This is a genomic window from Photobacterium kagoshimensis, from assembly GCF_050337045.1.
GTDB classification, from domain to species: domain Bacteria; phylum Pseudomonadota; class Gammaproteobacteria; order Enterobacterales; family Vibrionaceae; genus Photobacterium; species Photobacterium kagoshimensis.
Genome location: NZ_JAKJSO010000017.1, coordinates 143506 through 159903, shown reverse-complemented (window position 1 = coordinate 159903; position 16398 = coordinate 143506). Strand labels below are relative to the sequence as shown.

At 47.3% G+C, this 16398-nt stretch carries 13 protein-coding genes and 9 tRNA genes; 18 read left to right on the top strand and 4 right to left on the bottom strand.

Annotated elements, in window-relative coordinates; genetic code table 11:
* Positions 1-10: 10 nt before the first annotated feature.
* The 10 genes from L4C35_RS16860 (at position 11) to L4C35_RS16815 (ending at position 2617) form a co-directional block, all read left to right on the top strand.
* Positions 11-86: transfer RNA gene (locus L4C35_RS16860), tRNA-Phe, on the top strand.
* 46 nt (positions 87-132) lie between these two features.
* A tRNA-Asn gene (locus L4C35_RS16855) sits at positions 133-208 on the top strand.
* Positions 209-254: 46 nt separating this feature from the next.
* Positions 255-330: transfer RNA gene (locus L4C35_RS16850), tRNA-Thr, on the top strand.
* A gap of 59 nt (positions 331-389) precedes the next feature.
* A tRNA-Phe gene (locus L4C35_RS16845) sits at positions 390-465 on the top strand.
* Between the two features lie 6 nt (positions 466-471).
* Positions 472-547, top strand: a tRNA-Asn gene (locus tag L4C35_RS16840).
* A gap of 45 nt (positions 548-592) precedes the next feature.
* Positions 593-668: transfer RNA gene (locus L4C35_RS16835), tRNA-Thr, on the top strand.
* Positions 669-727: 59 nt separating this feature from the next.
* A tRNA-Phe gene (locus tag L4C35_RS16830) sits at positions 728-803 on the top strand.
* Between the two features lie 6 nt (positions 804-809).
* Positions 810-885: transfer RNA gene (locus L4C35_RS16825), tRNA-Asn, on the top strand.
* A gap of 45 nt (positions 886-930) precedes the next feature.
* Positions 931-1006, top strand: a tRNA-Thr gene (locus L4C35_RS16820).
* A 354-nt stretch (positions 1007-1360) separates the two neighbouring features.
* Positions 1361-2617, top strand: a complete 1257-nt coding sequence (locus tag L4C35_RS16815; protein ID WP_428463975.1) for an HD-GYP domain-containing protein — start codon at positions 1361-1363, stop codon at positions 2615-2617.
* 112 nt (positions 2618-2729) lie between these two features.
* Here the strand turns inward: L4C35_RS16815 and mrcB are convergent, their stop codons facing one another.
* Complete coding sequence (gene mrcB / locus L4C35_RS16810) at positions 2730-5150, bottom strand: penicillin-binding protein 1B (RefSeq protein WP_428463974.1); 2421 nt, start codon at positions 5148-5150, stop codon at positions 2730-2732.
* A 66-nt stretch (positions 5151-5216) separates the two neighbouring features.
* Positions 5217-7685, bottom strand: a complete 2469-nt coding sequence (gene hrpB, locus L4C35_RS16805) for an ATP-dependent helicase HrpB (protein WP_428463973.1) — start codon at positions 7683-7685, stop codon at positions 5217-5219.
* Positions 7686-7758: 73 nt separating this feature from the next.
* On the opposite strand from hrpB, the gene thpR reads away from it, so the two are divergent.
* The 8 genes from thpR (at position 7759) to panC (ending at position 14517) form a co-directional block, all read left to right on the top strand.
* The gene (gene thpR / locus L4C35_RS16800; protein ID WP_428463972.1) at positions 7759-8445 is read left to right on the top strand and encodes an RNA 2',3'-cyclic phosphodiesterase; all 687 of its coding nucleotides are present in this window, start codon (positions 7759-7761) and stop codon (positions 8443-8445) included.
* Complete coding sequence (sfsA, locus tag L4C35_RS16795) at positions 8445-9155, top strand: DNA/RNA nuclease SfsA (RefSeq protein WP_428463971.1); 711 nt, start codon at positions 8445-8447, stop codon at positions 9153-9155. Before thpR ends, sfsA begins: the two co-directional genes overlap by 1 nt.
* Before the next feature lie 129 nt (positions 9156-9284).
* Positions 9285-9734 carry an RNA polymerase-binding protein DksA gene (dksA, locus tag L4C35_RS16790; RefSeq protein WP_094956347.1) on the top strand — a complete coding sequence of 150 codons (450 nt, stop codon included), beginning with the start codon at positions 9285-9287 and terminating at the stop codon, positions 9732-9734.
* A 210-nt stretch (positions 9735-9944) separates the two neighbouring features.
* A complete protein-coding gene (gene gluQRS, locus L4C35_RS16785; RefSeq protein ID WP_428463970.1) occupies positions 9945-10847 on the top strand; it encodes a tRNA glutamyl-Q(34) synthetase GluQRS in 903 nt (300 codons plus the stop codon).
* A gap of 40 nt (positions 10848-10887) precedes the next feature.
* Positions 10888-12318: a polynucleotide adenylyltransferase PcnB gene (pcnB, locus tag L4C35_RS16780; protein WP_428463969.1), complete on the top strand. Its 1431-nt coding sequence runs from the start codon at positions 10888-10890 to the stop codon at positions 12316-12318.
* A complete protein-coding gene (gene folK / locus L4C35_RS16775) occupies positions 12315-12800 on the top strand; it encodes a 2-amino-4-hydroxy-6-hydroxymethyldihydropteridine diphosphokinase (RefSeq protein WP_428463968.1) in 486 nt (161 codons plus the stop codon). The genes pcnB and folK overlap by 4 nt, the downstream gene beginning before the upstream one ends.
* Positions 12801-12825: 25 nt before the next feature.
* A complete protein-coding gene (panB, locus tag L4C35_RS16770) occupies positions 12826-13620 on the top strand; it encodes a 3-methyl-2-oxobutanoate hydroxymethyltransferase (RefSeq protein WP_428463967.1) in 795 nt (264 codons plus the stop codon).
* Positions 13621-13629: 9 nt separating this feature from the next.
* The gene (gene panC, locus L4C35_RS16765; protein ID WP_428463966.1) at positions 13630-14517 is read left to right on the top strand and encodes a pantoate--beta-alanine ligase; all 888 of its coding nucleotides are present in this window, start codon (positions 13630-13632) and stop codon (positions 14515-14517) included.
* A gap of 114 nt (positions 14518-14631) precedes the next feature.
* Here panC and L4C35_RS16760 read toward each other — a convergent pair whose 3' ends face one another.
* A complete protein-coding gene (locus L4C35_RS16760) occupies positions 14632-15402 on the bottom strand; it encodes an ABC transporter permease (protein ID WP_428463965.1) in 771 nt (256 codons plus the stop codon).
* The gene (locus L4C35_RS16755; RefSeq protein WP_428463964.1) at positions 15399-16328 is read right to left on the bottom strand and encodes an ABC transporter ATP-binding protein; all 930 of its coding nucleotides are present in this window, start codon (positions 16326-16328) and stop codon (positions 15399-15401) included. Before L4C35_RS16755 ends, L4C35_RS16760 begins: the two co-directional genes overlap by 4 nt.
* Positions 16329-16398: the final 70 nt, after the last annotated feature.

Sequence of the window (16398 nt, the reverse complement as noted above, 5' to 3'; positions counted from 1 at the left end):
GCGCTCCGTTGCCTCGATAGCTCAGTCGGTAGAGCAGAGGATTGAAAATCCTCGTGTCGGTGGTTCGATTCCGCCTCGAGGCACCATTACTTCTCTTTAGTAGTTAAAAATGGTGCAAGCAACGATAGCAATTCCCCTTTAGTTCAGTTGGTAGAACGGCGGACTGTTAATCCGTATGTCGCAAGTTCAAGTCTTGCAAGGGGAGCCAAATTTAGTTGTTAAGCAATAGCTTGATGACAAACAAGAATTCGTGTGCCGACTTAGCTCAGTAGGTAGAGCAACTGACTTGTAATCAGTAGGTCACCAGTTCGACTCCGGTAGTCGGCACCATTCTTTAGCAAGACTGCTTTTAGCAGATTTGCAAGAGTTAACGCTTCGGCGTGACTTTTGCCTCGATAGCTCAGTCGGTAGAGCAGAGGATTGAAAATCCTCGTGTCGGTGGTTCGATTCCGCCTCGAGGCACCATACAATTCCCCCTTAGTTCAGTTGGTAGAACGGCGGACTGTTAATCCGTATGTCGCAAGTTCAAGTCTTGCAGGGGGAGCCAATTTCGTTACCAAGCATTAGCTTGATAACAAACTAGAATTCGTGTGCCGACTTAGCTCAGTAGGTAGAGCAACTGACTTGTAATCAGTAGGTCACCAGTTCGACTCCGGTAGTCGGCACCATTCTTTAGCAAGTTCTGCTTCGGCAGGGTTGCAAAAGTTAACGCTTCGGCGTGACTTTTGCCTCGATAGCTCAGTCGGTAGAGCAGAGGATTGAAAATCCTCGTGTCGGTGGTTCGATTCCGCCTCGAGGCACCATACAATTCCCCCTTAGTTCAGTTGGTAGAACGGCGGACTGTTAATCCGTATGTCGCAAGTTCAAGTCTTGCAGGGGGAGCCAAACAACTTTGAGTTGAAATTCGACTTAAAGCCAAAAATTTAGTGTGCCGACTTAGCTCAGTAGGTAGAGCAACTGACTTGTAATCAGTAGGTCACCAGTTCGACTCCGGTAGTCGGCACCATTTTTTGAAAACCTCATCTTCGGATGAGGTTTTTTTTTACCAGTCAAAAATGACTCCCCTTCCGCACTTCATACAAAGCTTTATCATCAAATATTTGTTCGGCTGGCTATTATTGATATGATGAGCAATTACGCCATAACGCATTGACCAATTGTGTGATATCGCTAAACCATTACAGTGATATTAGCGACAGATAAACCCCATAGCTCGATTGGTCAGCGCCAGTAACGCACAGCAGTGTGAAACAAGACGCTAGCAACATGGTGATGAGTAATACCAATAATAATTATGATGACTTAAAAAGCGAAACCAGCACGGTTAGCGCTAACATTAACTGGTTGTTCTATTTAACTCATGGCAAACATTAAACTTGCAGTAGATCGTTTGACTACTGGCTTATACGTCAAGCTCCCTTTGCAGTGGACCGATCACCCATTTCTGCTTAACCATTTCAAGATCAAAGATCAGCAGCAGTTACGTCTGATAAAAAACTTGAACCTCAAGTATGTCTATCTGATCCCAGAAAAAAGTGATAACCCACCACTCGAGCCAGACGCTAAGCCTGAAGCCATTTCAGAGCAAGAGAGCCAGTTTTTAGATAAGCAGGCAGAAAAGCTATGGAAAGAGAAGCAGCGTCGTATTGAGCACCTAAAGAACTACAAGCTTCGCGTACAACGCTGTGAAAAGAACTTTTCACGCTCACTCGCGCAATTACGTTCTATTGTCAGCAAAATTAAAAGCCGTCCTGTGACTGCCATCGATGAGGCTAATGACTTAGTCTGTACCATGGTGGATGCTTTGATGGAGTCCGAGAACGTCGCTCTACATTTAATGAATGACAAAAAAGAGCATGAAGATATTTATTTTCATTCGCTCAATGTCGCCATTATTTCCATGATGCTGGCCAAAGCCAATGGCATGTCCGCAGAAGCGATCAAACATATCGCACTGGGTGCTTTATTCCATGATATGGGCAAGTTAAAAGTACCGACCGCGATTTTACGCAAAACAACACCATTAACGCCCCCAGAAGAGAACTACCTGCGTTTGCACACCAAATACAGCCTTGAGCTAGCAAACCTTGCAGATACCTTCCCAGAGGCTGCTAAGCCTATCTTAGAGCAGCATCACGAGCTTATTGATGGCTCGGGTTACCCTAAGGGGCTGAAAGGCGATCAAATTACGGCCAATGCCCAGCTCATTGCTTTGGTTAATGCGTATGACTCACTGTGTCACCCACAAGATGCTTCCAAAGCACGGATCCCTTACAGTGCATTGTCGTATTTATTTAAAAATAAAAAAGCCCAGTACAACAATGAATACATGGCGCTATTGGTAAAACTAATGGGGGTGTATCCACCGGGCAGTGTGGTGCAGCTATCTAACCAGCAACTTGGCTTGGTGATTTCAGTCAATACCAATAGCTTACTCTTTCCCAACGTGTTGCTTTATGACCCATCGGTGCCCTCGAATGAAGCGCCCATCATTGATTTGGAAGAGAGTGATTTAAAAATTGAACGTGCGATTGCGCCCGATAAATTGCCCGAACAAGTCTATGATTACTTAAACCCGAGGGTACGGATCTCGTTCTATTTTGACCCGAACGATTAATACCAATCGCTACTCGTTAAACAAAAAAACGGCTCGTTGATTTTCACAACGAGCCGTTTCATTTCTATGCTAATGCCTAGCAGTTCATAATCGCTTTATGACGATAAACAACTTACCAAGCAAACAGGTCTTTGACCCAGCCCCCCGCGCCAGCTTCACAACGTGCTTTTAACTGACCTTTGTCGTCCCAAACCGGTAGCGACTGCTCACCTTGGCAATCAAAGCCGAGCGTACCGTTAGGCTGACGATGGTATTTCGCAGTCGACACTTTACTCGGCCACGCCAAGCGCAATGGCTCAGGTTGGCGTGATTTCAAGTAATGGCTGTACATACGCAGCGCACCCGATGAGCCCGTTAGGTTCACCGGTTTATTATCATCACGTCCCACCCAAATCGTCACGACTTCGCGACCATCTGCGCCGACAAACCAGCTATCGCGGTTTTTATCCGTTGTGCCTGTTTTCCCTGCTAGTGCAGCCCAGCCAAACTGCGGCTGAAGAAAACGCGCCGTACCTTGGCTGACCACATTCTTCATCCCGTAGGTGGTTAACCATGCAGCTTGCTGTGGGACAGCCTGCCTTGCCTTCGGGTAATTTTGATACAACAGGATACCTTGCTGATCCACCACCGAGCGTAGCGCGGTTAATTCAGCTCTGCGCCCACCATTGGTGATACTCTGAAACATCTGAGTCACTTCAAACGGGGTGAGCGTAAACGACCCTAATAGAATCGATGGTAATTTCGGAATTTCATTACGATCAACCCCCAGCTGCTCCATGGTCTTGATCACATCATTCAAGCCAACAGCCATACCTAGGTTCACTGTCGGTACGTTTAACGATTTAGCTAGCGCGTAATACAGCGGGACTTGCCCGCGGAATTTGCGATCATAGTTACGCGGCTTCCAATTATTACCTTTGCTGCCCTTTAGCATGATGGGCTTATCATCTATGGTACTGGCCAAAGTGAAACGTTCTGGCTGGCGCAGTGCCGCTAAATATACGGCGGGTTTCACTAAAGAGCCAATCTGACGACTGGCATCCAATGCACGATTAAAACCCGCATAACCAGGGCGACTGCCACCAATCATGGCACGCACTTCACCGCTGACACGATCAACCGCCACCATCGCCGTTTCAACCTTAACGCCCGCTTTTTTATTCAGCTGTGGCACCATCACGCCCACCATTTTTTCCGCTTCTTGCTGTGATAGCGGATCCAAGGTGCTAAAGACGCGTAAGCCAACACCTGGGGTAAATTTATCGCCCACTTTGTCTTTTAACTCACGTTGGAGTTGCTGAAAATACGCGGGCTGACGTGTTGAGATCCTCGGCTTCGCTTGCACATCCAGCGAACGTGATGCTGCTAGCTCATATTGCTTGCCGTCTAAAATGCCATTGTCCATCATCAAACGCAGTACCAGGTCGCGTCGCTGACGAGCACGCTCTGGGTTACGCCACGGATTGTAATACGACGGCCCTTTCACCAAGCCAACCAGTAAGGCTTGCTGATCGATCCTCAGTTCTTGCAGTGGACGACCAAAGTACAAACGGGCACCTAAGGCAAAACCATGGACTTCTTTGCCGCCATTTTGACCCAAGTAAATTTCATTTAAATAGGCTTCTAAGATCCGATCTTTGTTGTAACGATAATCCAAGATCAACGCGATATAGGCCTCGCGCAACTTACGCCACAAGGTTTTCTCTTGGGATAGAAACAAGTTTTTGGCTAACTGCTGAGTCAAGGTGCTTCCACCCTGTACCGTGCGCCCTGCTTTCAAGTTAGCGAACAAGGCCCGCACAATCGCCAGTGGGGAAACGCCATCATGCTGATAGAAATCACGATCTTCCGTTACCAATAAAGCATCAACCAAGACCTCAGGAAATTGCTCTCGTGGTAGGAACATCCGTTGCTCACGCCCAGTTGCCCCTATCATGCCCAGCATTTTTGGCTCAATACGCAAGTAACCTAATTGACGTTTAGACCCCACTTCATGGATGCTTTGCAGTTGATTACCATCGAAAGTCAGCATCACATGACGCTTACCTTCCATGCCATTATCAAACTCAAACGGGCGACGGATCATTTCAATCCGGGTCGACGATGAAGAATACTCACCCACTCGCTGAGGCGAGCGCACTTTATGGTATTGCAGTAAATCAAGCTCACGGCGCACTTCATCAATCGTGATGGTTTGGCCAGGCTCAAGGTTTAGCACTCTGCCATATACCACTGCAGGTAAATTCCACAGCTGGCCATCAAATTTATTTTGCACCACGGTATCGAGATAGATCCCGACCATCAGCACCACAGCAAACACCACGATCGCTAACTTAACCCCAAAACCCAGCAACTTACGCCACCAGCTTGATTGAGCCTTACGCTTCTTACGCGTCGTTTTCTTTCGCGGAGTACGCTTGCTAGTCGCCGCCTTTTTCGCGGGGGCTTTTTTCGCATCAGATTTCGCAGGCGCTTTGCGTTTGGGGCCACTTCGAGGGGCTTGTGCAGCCTCACGAATCGGTAACTTCATCATGTTATTTCAACTTTGGTTGGTGCATTACAACTCGGTAGGCATCTTAGCCTAATCCTTACCGTTACTTCACAAGTGTCGTTTCGTTTTTTTGGTCGGCTCATGGTTTGCAGGATCATCCGGCCAAGGGTGCTTAGGGTATCGCCCCCTCATTTCTTTTTTCACCTCGCTGTATGAGCCTTGCCAAAAAGCGGCTAAGTCTTGAGTAATTTGTAATGGTCGTTGCGCAGGCGATAACAGCTCTAACACCACAGACACTTTGCCATTGGCTATTTGTGGTGAGCATTTTTCACCAAACATCTCTTGCAACTTAACCGCTAAGACAGGCTGCTGGCCGAGCTGATAGCGAATAGGGTAACGCGATCCCGTTGGTACTTGGTAATGGGTGGGTAAAGCAGTATCAAGCGCTTGGGCTTTATCCCAGCCTAATCGTGCAACTAAGGCCTGAGCGACATCTAACTTTGCCAAGGCTTTCAGTGTTTTCATGCCATTCATATAAGGTAAAAGCCAAGATTGCGCATCTGCTAACAAACTTTGCTCATCCATCGTAGGCAGATCGAGTTCAGGTAGCCATAGTGCTGCACAGCGAGCACGTACTAACACACTCTCAGCTTTATCGCTCCAATGTAAAACACTCAGCCCTTTGCGCATGACGGCATTCAATAGCGCCTCACTGGCTTTGGCGGCATCAGGTTCACCTTGGGATTGGCGTTTCAATATCAACTTCCCACAACACCAATGGGTTTCTGCGGTTAAACGCCCTTTCTTATCATCCCAATCTAGCCATTCACGCTCACAGAATAAATGAGGCAATAACGAATGTAAGTGATCACTGTCAGCAGACACAGCAGAAAATATACGGCTATCCCCCTGACGGGTTTTCACGACATCAACCACCACCAGCAAATCGCTATCGGCCAGTGGTTCATCCGGCGATAGCATCGCACCTTGTCCATTCGATAATTGATAGCGACCATCTCCGCTGCGTGATAAAGCAATACGGTCCGGAAAACCCGCCGCTAACAAGGGCGCAAGCCAATCACGGCTCAGCTGCCAACGGGCCACTTTTTTGTTATCGAGCTTGGCGTAATGTTGCTGAGCGCGTTGTATATATTGTGAGGAACGCGCCAACTTGCCACTTTCTAGCAAGCTTAATTGGAAATGCAGATCGGGGTTTTGATTGCCACGCGGTGGCTCTTCCAATAACGCGACCAGCATGGCGGCGGTGATCATCGCTGCGTGATCATGCTGTTTGGCAAACGCTAATATTGCAGCATGGCGAGGGTCAGCCCCGAGTTGCTGGATCTGTATACCACGTTCGGTAAGTTGCAGCCGCTCATCAAACGCCCCCAGTTGTTGTAATAAAAGCTGCGATTGACGCAAATTAATCGCCGGCGGAATATCAAGCCAATGAAGATCCGTGGCATCTTGGCAACCCCATTGAGCGAGTTCCATCGCTAATGCGGTTAAGTCTGCCCGTAAGATCTCAGGCTGAGGCGTGGCAGGTTGACGATAGAGTGCTTCTTCACTGTACAAGCGTAAACAGACCCCAGGCTCCAAGCGCCCCGCCCGCCCCGCGCGTTGTTCAGCAGACGACTGCGCGATCCTGACCTTTTCTAAGCGGCTGATGCCTGTTTTGGGATCCCAATGGGCAATGCGCTCTAAACCAGCATCCACGACCAAGCGAACACCTTCGATGGTTAAACTGGTTTCAGCGATATTGGTCGCAAGCACAACTTTACGTTGGCCTTTTAAGGCTGGCTGAATGGCTTGCTGCTGCTGTTTCGGATTGAGTTGACCGAAGAGTGGGCAAATAATAGTATCTGCCGTCACAGAGCTTGTGAGTCGCTCTGCTAAGCGTTTAATTTCACCCGCACCAGGCAAAAAGACCAACATCGAGCCCGTTTCCTGCTGTAATAAGCGGGAGACCTCTCGCTCGACTCCCCCCAACCAATCTCGATCATCGGCAATGGCCTGATAACGGTATTCCACAGGAAAGCAGCGACCCAACGATTCGGTGTAGCTCGCTTGCGGCAATAATGTAGTCAGCGCCTGCTCATCAAGCGTGGCCGACATCACCAATAGCTGTAAGTCATCACGCAAAGCTTCTTGAACTTCAAGCGCTAACGCCAACGCGGTATCTGCATGAATGCTGCGCTCATGGAATTCATCAAAAATCAGTAAGCTGATGCCATTCAGCTCAGGATCGTGCTGCAACATGCGCGTCATGACCCCTTCGGTCACGATTTCTAACCGTGTTGCTGCACTGACATTGGTTTCACCACGCACCCGTAAGCCGATGGTTTGCCCCACTTTTTCGCCGAGCTGTCCAGCTAAAAAACTCGCAATATTACGTGCTGCTAATCGACGTGGTTCTAACATCACAATTTTGCCATCAACAGCGGCTTCTTTAAGCAGCATCAATGGCAAGCGGGTTGATTTACCGGCCCCTGGTGGCGCTTTTAAGATCAATTGTGAATGCGTGGTCAACTGACGAAGAAGATCGGGAATAACGGCGTCGATAGGCAGCTGTGACAATGTAAAAACCTTGTGTCATGATTGAATTACGGGGCATGAACCATCATTGTATGGCACCGACTACAGAGGTCAAATGCACAAACCAACAGAACGGCTCTTTTTTGCACTTGGTATTGATCATGCTCTCGCCGATCCTACCTGCGCGCAAGACAGCGATAAGCAAACGCCTTTTCATCGACTCTGTCACTTCAATCAGACACTCAACCAACAATATCCCTCCACGGAAAGTAGCAACGGCTTGACGCTAGAGTTAGGCCACTGTGTCCCCGAGGCTAACCTCCATGTCACCCTGGCCTTTTTAGGCGCTATCACACCACAACAAAAAACCGTTTTGATCGCGCAAGCAAGTCGCATCACCATGCCAGCGTTTTCGCTTAATTTTGATCATCTCGGCTACTGGCCATCGAGCCGTGTGTTGTGGCTAGGTACTCACCAACCGCCACAACAATTGCTGACGTTAGCGCAGCAACTACAACAAATGGCGAAATCCGTAGGCGTTTATCAGCTTGAGCGAACTTATATTCCTCACATAACCTTACGCAAGCAAGTGCCACCGTCATCAACCGTCACACAGGCTCGTCCATTAGATCAACGTGGATTCTCCTTTCACTTTCAACACTTCGGTCTGTATATTTCAGAGCAGCTTCAAGCTAAGCAGCCTCGACCTGATCAGCAAGGATCAAACCATCCACCTCAGGTGCAATACCGCTGCTTACATCAATGGCCATTACAAATAAAAAAGACAAAGCAGGACGCCTAATGAAATTTGCTCAACCACTGCAATCAGCACAACTCATCAAGCGCTATAAACGTTTTTTAGCCGATATAAAGTTGCCTGATGGTGAAATCCGTACTATCCATTGTGCCAACACAGGTGCAATGACAGGCTGTGCCGAACCGGGCAGTACCGTATGGTTTTCGACCTCGGATAACCCTAAGCGGAAATACCCCAATAGCTGGGAACTGACCCACACACTGGCGGGCGACTGGATATGCGTGAATACCGCGCAAGCCAATAAGTTAGTCACCGAAGCTATAAACAAGGGCACTATCACAGAATTACGCGGTTATTCATCACTTAAAACTGAAGTTAAGTATGGTAGTGAAAACAGCAGGATAGATATTCTGTTAGAGGATGATTCTAAACCAGCCTGCTATATTGAAGTAAAGAGCGTGACGCTACTGGAAAATGGCCAAGGTTATTTCCCTGATGCTGTCACCACGCGTGGCCAGAAACACCTAAGAGAATTGATGGAAGTCGCGCAGAACGGGCAACGTGCCGTACTTTTTTTCGCTATTTTGCACTCAGGGATTGAAAATGTGGCAGCAGCACACCATATAGACCCGAACTATCATCAATTGATAAAAGAAGCAGAAAAGGCAGGCGTCGAAATCATCAGCTATAAAGCTCATTTAAGCCAGCATGATATCGAATTGCATACTTGTATAGAATTTAGTCATCCGTCGTGAAAAATGATGCTTTCTTCACAATGGTATAAAATTGAATATATGCAGCAATTGCCACCAATACCCCTTTCTGCTATAGATACCGCCCAAAATTAACCAGTGACGGTTATTAGGTATATTAGGAGACGCTATATGCCAGAGAGCAACGTTAAAAAATCGCTAGGCATCCTGGCTATTGCTGGGGTTGAGCCATACCAGGAAAAAGCTGGTGAAGAATACATGGGTGAAGCGCAACTAAAGCACTTCACAGTCATTCTTGAGTCGTGGCGTAACCAGCTTCGTGAAGAAGTTGATCGTACTGTGAACCACATGCAGGATGAAGCAGCAAACTTCCCGGATCCTGTTGACCGCGCAGCTCAAGAAGAAGAGTTCAGTCTTGAGCTTCGTAACCGTGACCGCGAACGTAAACTGATCAAAAAGATCGAGAAAACGCTTCAACGCATCGAAGATGATGATTTTGGTTTCTGTGATTCTTGCGGCATCGAGATCGGCATCCGTCGTCTTGAAGCTCGCCCAACAGCCGATCTTTGTATCGACTGTAAGACACTGGCAGAGATCAAAGAAAAACAGATGGCTGGCTAATACGTAACGTATTTCAACCACTGTGAAGAGGGAGCATTAGCTCCCTCTTTCATTTATAACCATTCGAACATTCAATACCGTTTATACCAATCTGAATAAGTATGTGATTGATTTTCTTTGCTTCTTATTACAATCCGTACAAAGCTGCAGGGAAAATGATCAGATAGTTGTTCATTTAGGTATAACTACTTTGGTAATACCAAGCAACGCATGATAAGTACAACACAAGGCTATGTAGGACGCTTTGCGCCCTCTCCATCCGGACCTTTGCATTTTGGCTCGCTCGTCGCTGCCCTTGGTAGCTATTTACAAGCAAAATCTCAGCAAGGAAAATGGTTAGTACGCATGGAGGATCTTGATCCACCACGTGAAATGCCCGGTGCTGCTGATGATATTCTCCGAACCTTAGAAGCTTACGGCTTACACTGGGACGGCGGCATTATGTATCAAAGCAAGCGCCATGATGCTTATCAAGCCCAGATAGATCAGTGGTTAAGCGAACAACACGCTTATTACTGCCAATGTACGCGCAAGCAAATCAAGGCCGCGGGTGGTTTTTACCCCGGCACCTGCCGCGATTTACAATTATCAGCCCAAGGGTGCGCTGTCCGCTTAAAAGTCGATCAGCCCATTACCGAATTTGATGATTTATTACATGGCCGTATCGAGATCCCACTGTCGCTGGCGCAAGAAGATTTCATTATCCACCGTCGCGATGGGCTATTTGCTTATAATCTCGCCGTGGTACTTGATGATATTGAGCAAGGTGTCACCGAAATTGTTCGCGGTGCCGATTTAATTGAACCGACTGGCCGCCAAATCGGCTTATACCGTCAATTGAATCAGCCAGAAGTGCGCTACTTACACTTACCACTGGCCGTCACCGAGAATGGCAACAAGCTGTCGAAACAAAATCATGCGCCCGCCATTGATAAACAACAGCCCACGCCAACGTTATTGGCTGCGATGCGGTTTTTAGCCATGACGCCACCAGCCGAACTCAGCCAAGCGAGCTTAGCTGAAATTCTCCAATGGGGTGTCCAGAACTGGCAACATAATAGGTTGCCAAAATCGACCGCTATCACTCTAGCATTCAAAAATGATGAGCTGTGATATATGATATGCGGCTGTTTGTTGAATCCGATGCACGAAAATGGGGTGTATTATCTTTAATCGAGTCGCCAGCTTTTGCCGTAAGGTATTGAATATTGAGAACAGTACTCGCACTACCGAGGACCTAACCTTGCAAATTATTCCACGCCAAGAGCACGGCATTTCACGTCGAGACATCAGCGAAAATGCGCTGAAAGTACTTTATCGCTTAAATAAGGCAGGCTTTGACGCTTATCTTGTTGGCGGTGGTGTACGTGATATTCTACTTGGCAAGCAACCCAAAGATTTCGATATCGCGACCAACGCGACCCCGGAAGAGATCAAGCATCTGTTCCGTAACTGCCGCCTAATTGGCCGCCGTTTCCGCTTGGCGCATATTTTATTTGGTCGTGATGTTATCGAAGTGGCGACTTTCCGTGGTCACCACTCAGATGCAAAACCCGCCCCACAAACAGGCAATAAAAAGCAACAACCCGTTTCTGCACAAAATCAGGAAGGGATGTTACTGCGCGATAATGTGTACGGTTCAATTGATGAAGATGCCGAGCGCCGTGATTTCACGGTCAACGCGCTTTACTACAACATTGATGATTACTCGATCAGTGATTACACCAATGGTGTACAAGATCTTGAAGACCGTATTATCCGCTTAATTGGCGACCCAGAAACACGCTACCGTGAAGATCCTGTACGTATGCTACGTGCAGCACGCTTCGCCGCGAAACTGGATATGACCATTGAAGAGCGTACAGCAGCACCCATTAAAGAGCTGTCGACATTATTACGTGATATTCCTGCGGCACGCCTGTTTGAAGAGAGCTTAAAGCTACTGCAATCAGGCCAAGGTTACGCCACTTACGAAATACTGCGTGAATACAATCTATTCCAGCAGCTGTTCCCTATCCAGAGTGAGCATTTCACCGAAGATAAGAGCAGCGACACAGAGAAAATGATTGCATTCATTTTAAAGGCTACCGACAAGCGTATCGCGAAAGATATGCGTGTTAACCCAGCCTTTATGTATGCGGCTATGCTGTGGTATCCAATGACAACACGCGCAGAAGAGATTGCCATTACCAGTGGCCTATCGTATTACGATGCCTTCATGGTAGCGGCAAACGACATCTTGGATGAGCAAGTAAAAACCATTGCGATTCCACGTCGTCACACAACGACAGTGCGTGATATTTGGCAGCAACAACTGCGCTTTACCCGTCGTACGGGCAAACGTGCCTTTAAAGCCATGGAACATCCAAAATTCCGTGCGGCTTACGATTTCCTTGAAATGCGTAGCAACTTTGAAGGCGATGACGTACGTGAATTGGCACAGTGGTGGAATGATTTCCAACACGCTGACAACACCAACCGTAATAAGATGGTGCAGCAAATTAACGATGGTAGCGGTAGCCGCCGTCCACGCCGCCGTAAACCACAGCAGCGTCGTCGTAAACCACAAGCTAAATCATCATGATTCGAGCTTACATTGCGATCGGCAGCAACCTCAGTGAGCCTGTTGCCCAAGCAAAAAGTGCGATTGAAATCTTAAAGCAACAACCTGACATTCAGGTTGTTGCCGCTTCATCGCTATACAGCAGCACCCCGATGGGGCCACAGAACCAGCCTGATTACATCAATGCGGTTGTTGCTGTCGATACCACTTTATCACCATTAGCACTACTCGATCGCACCCAAGCCATCGAGCTAGAGCATGGCCGTGTGCGCAAAGAAGAACGTTGGGGACCCAGAACCTTGGACCTCGACATCATCTTGTACGGTGATCTTATCCATCACTGTGAACGATTAACCGTTCCACACTATGGAATGAAAGTGCGTGAATTCGTGCTTTATCCACTAGCTGAAATAGCCCCTGATTTGGTACTACCCGATCACACAGCATTACACACCTTGCTGAGTGACGTAGACCGCAATGGTTTGGCCATCTGGGCAGACTAACCCTCAGGGGAAAGAGGGAGATACAATGAAGAAAGTAACAATTAACGACCTGATGAAATGGAAGCAAGAAGGTCGTAAGTTTGCATCTGTTACTGCGTACGATGCGAGTTTTGCTCAATTATTTGAGCAACAAGAAATGCCAGTCATGCTTGTTGGTGACTCTTTAGGCATGGTGTTACAAGGCAAACCCGATACGCTACCTGTCAGCGTTGCTGATATTGCTTACCACACACGCTGTGTGCGCGCTGGTAGTCCCAACGCTCTATTAATGGCTGATATGCCATTTATGAGTTATAGCACCCCAGAACAAGCTTGTGAGAGCGCAGCAGAGTTAATGCGTGCTGGCGCTAACATGGTCAAGCTTGAGGGTGGTGCTTGGCTTGCTGAAACCGTCACGAAATTAACGGAACGCGCTGTTCCCGTTTGTGCCCACCTTGGTCTGACACCACAGTCAGTCAATATTTTTGGTGGTTATAAAGTGCAAGGACGTGACTCCGACCACGCTGAGCAGATGGTAAAAGATGCTATTCTGCTGAAAAATGCCGGTGCTCAAATCATCTTACTTGAGTGCGTACCTGCAAGCCTTGCCGAGCGCATTACCAAAGCGGTAGAAGTACCTGTGATTGGTATTGGTGCTGGTAACGTAACGGATGGTCAAATCTTGGTAATGCACGACATGTTCGGCATTTCCGCTAATTACATTCCGCGTTTCTCAAAGAATTATCTAACAGAAACCGGTGAAATGCGTGCAGCTGTAACCCGCTATATTGAAGAGGTTGCAGCAGGGACCTTCCCTGGTCCTGAGCATACTTTTGAGTAAGGAATAACAATGCAGACATTCGATGAGATTAGTCCAATTAGAGAACAAGTACGTACATGGCGTCGTGAAGGTCGTCGTATTGCGTTTGTTCCCACTATGGGCAATCTGCATGAAGGCCACCTGACTCTAGTTCGCAAAGCACGTGAACATGCTGATGTGGTTGTGGTAAGCATTTTTGTTAACCCAATGCAATTTGATAAAGCAGACGACCTTAACAACTACCCACGCACTTTAGATGAGGATCTCACTAAACTGAATGGTGAAGGGGTTGATCTGGTTTTCACACCAACACCGGATGTTATGTACCCACAAGGCTTGGATCGCCAAACGTCTGTGGATGTACCTGGATTATCACAAATACTTGAAGGCGCACTACGCCCAGGACACTTCCGCGGTGTATCGACGGTAGTGACTAAGCTCTTTAACATCGTACAGCCTGACGTTGCTTGCTTTGGTGAAAAAGATTACCAACAGCTAGCTCTGATCCGTCAAATGGTTGAAGACATGGCGATGGATATCGAAGTCATTGGTGTGGCGACTGTCCGTGAAATGGATGGTTTAGCCATGAGTTCTCGCAATGGTTACTTAACCGTTGACGAGCGTCAGCGCGCACCAGTACTAGCTCGTACTATGCGCTGGATCAGCAGCCAAATGCGTGGTGGTCGTACCGATTACTCTGAGCTAGTGGTTGATGCGAACGACCAACTTCGCGCAGCAGGTCTACAGCCAGATGAGAGCTACATCCGTGATGCAGCAACATTACTGCCGGTTGGTGAAGAAACCAAACAAGCGGTGATCTTGATGTCTGCACACCTAGGTAAAGCCCGCCTGATCGATAACCAAGTGGTTGAGTTAACACCAACGCCTGCTGCAACAGCACCAGAAGCGACGGAATAACACCCACTCAAGCCAATAAAAAGCCCGCTTATCCTTGCCTTTACGAAGGTGGATAAGCGGGCTTTTTTTATGGTGATATCTCGGCATACAAGCTAATGAACACAAACGATCTCGTTAAGATCGTAGGCCAATACCACGAGAGATCAGATAGTAAGCAAAACCGTATAAACCAAGAATGAACCCCGCTAATACCGCAAATGATGTACCGATGCCCACATCCGACACCCCGAGAAACCCGTAGCGGAAGGCATTAACCATGTAAACAATAGGGTTTAGTTTCGACACACCTTGCCAGAACTCAGGTAACAAACTGATCGAGTAAAACACACCGCCTAAATAGGTTAATGGCGTCAGGATAAAAGTTGGAATAATGCTGATATCATCAAAAGTACGGGCGTACACCGCATTAATCAAACCACCTAATGAAAACACAATTGAGGTCAGTAGTACCGTTGCGATAATCACCCCTAAGTGAGCAATTTGCAGGTCCACAAAAAACAGAGAAACCACGGTAACAATGAAGCCAACCCCTAACCCACGCAAGACACCGCCACCAACATACCCAGCAATAATGATGTAGTTAGGCACAGGCGCAACAAGCAACTCTTCAATGTTATGCTGGAATTTAGCGCTAAAAAACGATGAGGCAACGTTCGAATAGGAGTTGGTGATCACCGACATCATGATCAAGCCAGGCACTATGTATTCCATGTAACTAAAGCCATTCATTTCACCGATACGGCTGCCTATCAGGCTCCCAAAGATGATGAAATACAACGTCATGGTGATCGCAGGTGGCACTAAGGTTTGTACCCAAATACGCGCAAAACGATTGACCTCTTTGCTGATCAAGCTTTTAAAAGCGATCCAATATTGGTATCTCATGATTGCGCTCCTTGGGTTTCACTTTGTGCCACCAGCGTGACAAAGAGCTCTTCTAAACGGTTGGCTTTATTACGCATCGAAAGCACGTCAATGCCTTGGGTCGTTAATTGAGTAAAGATGCGGTTCAAACCCATTCCTTTTTGAATATCGATCTCTAAGGTGTGGTTATCTGGCATCCGCCACTTCGCCTCACCCAATTCGGGCTTATTGCCATTTAAGTTAACATCTAAAATGAAGGTCTCAACTTCCAGCTTACTTAGCAGATCTTTCATGCTGGTATGTTCGACCAACTCACCATGATTAATGATGCCGATATTACGACACAGCATTTCCGCTTCTTCTAAATAGTGCGTCGTTAGGATAATAGTGACCCCTTCTTCGTTTATTTTACGAAGAAATGCCCACATAGAACGGCGTAATTCAATATCAACCCCTGCGGTTGGCTCATCAAGGATCAATAACTTAGGTTCATGCACTAACGCGCGTGCGATCATCAAACGGCGCTTCATGCCACCTGAAAGGTTACGCGCCCGCTCATGGCGCTTTTCCCATAAATCCAGTTGAGTGAGATACTTTTTGGTGCGCTCTTTTGCTAATGCACGCTCGACACCGTAGAAACCCGCCTGATTAATGATGATCTGCTCAACCGTCTCAAACTGGTTAAAATTGAACTCTTGCGGCACTAAACCGAGGTGATTTTTCGCTTCCACCACCTCACGATCTAAGTCATAACCAAAGACCTTCACGTCACCTGAAGTCTTATTCACCAATGAACTAATAATGCCTATCGTTGTCGATTTACCAGCACCATTGGGACCAAGCAAAGCGAAAAAATCGCCTGCTTCGACATTAAGGCTCATATTTTTCAATGCCTTAACGCCACCCTTGTAAGTTTTATTTACATTTTTTATTTCTAAAGCGTTCATCTAATGCGCTCTTTGTGTTAAAAAATTACAACATTTGCTCGTCGCAGCAGCTGATAGAATTATAAATAAA

What these genes read in the sequence shown, in the direction of transcription:
- L4C35_RS16815 (WP_428463975.1), top strand. Translation starts at nt 1,361, where the DNA reads ATGGCAAACATTAAACTTGCAGTAGATCGTTTGACTACTGGCTTATAC.
- mrcB (WP_428463974.1), bottom strand. Translation starts at nt 5,150, where the DNA reads ATGATGAAGTTACCGATTCGTGAGGCTGCACAAGCCCCTCGAAGTGGC.
- thpR (WP_428463972.1), top strand. Translation starts at nt 7,759, where the DNA reads ATGCACAAACCAACAGAACGGCTCTTTTTTGCACTTGGTATTGATCAT.
- sfsA (WP_428463971.1), top strand. Translation starts at nt 8,445, where the DNA reads ATGAAATTTGCTCAACCACTGCAATCAGCACAACTCATCAAGCGCTAT.
- dksA (WP_094956347.1), top strand. Translation starts at nt 9,285, where the DNA reads ATGCCAGAGAGCAACGTTAAAAAATCGCTAGGCATCCTGGCTATTGCT.
- gluQRS (WP_428463970.1), top strand. Translation starts at nt 9,945, where the DNA reads ATGATAAGTACAACACAAGGCTATGTAGGACGCTTTGCGCCCTCTCCA.
- pcnB (WP_428463969.1), top strand. Translation starts at nt 10,888, where the DNA reads ATGGGGTGTATTATCTTTAATCGAGTCGCCAGCTTTTGCCGTAAGGTA.
- folK (WP_428463968.1), top strand. Translation starts at nt 12,315, where the DNA reads ATGATTCGAGCTTACATTGCGATCGGCAGCAACCTCAGTGAGCCTGTT.
- panB (WP_428463967.1), top strand. Translation starts at nt 12,826, where the DNA reads ATGAAGAAAGTAACAATTAACGACCTGATGAAATGGAAGCAAGAAGGT.
- panC (WP_428463966.1), top strand. Translation starts at nt 13,630, where the DNA reads ATGCAGACATTCGATGAGATTAGTCCAATTAGAGAACAAGTACGTACA.
- L4C35_RS16760 (WP_428463965.1), bottom strand. Translation starts at nt 15,402, where the DNA reads ATGAGATACCAATATTGGATCGCTTTTAAAAGCTTGATCAGCAAAGAG.
- L4C35_RS16755 (WP_428463964.1), bottom strand. Translation starts at nt 16,328, where the DNA reads ATGAACGCTTTAGAAATAAAAAATGTAAATAAAACTTACAAGGGTGGC.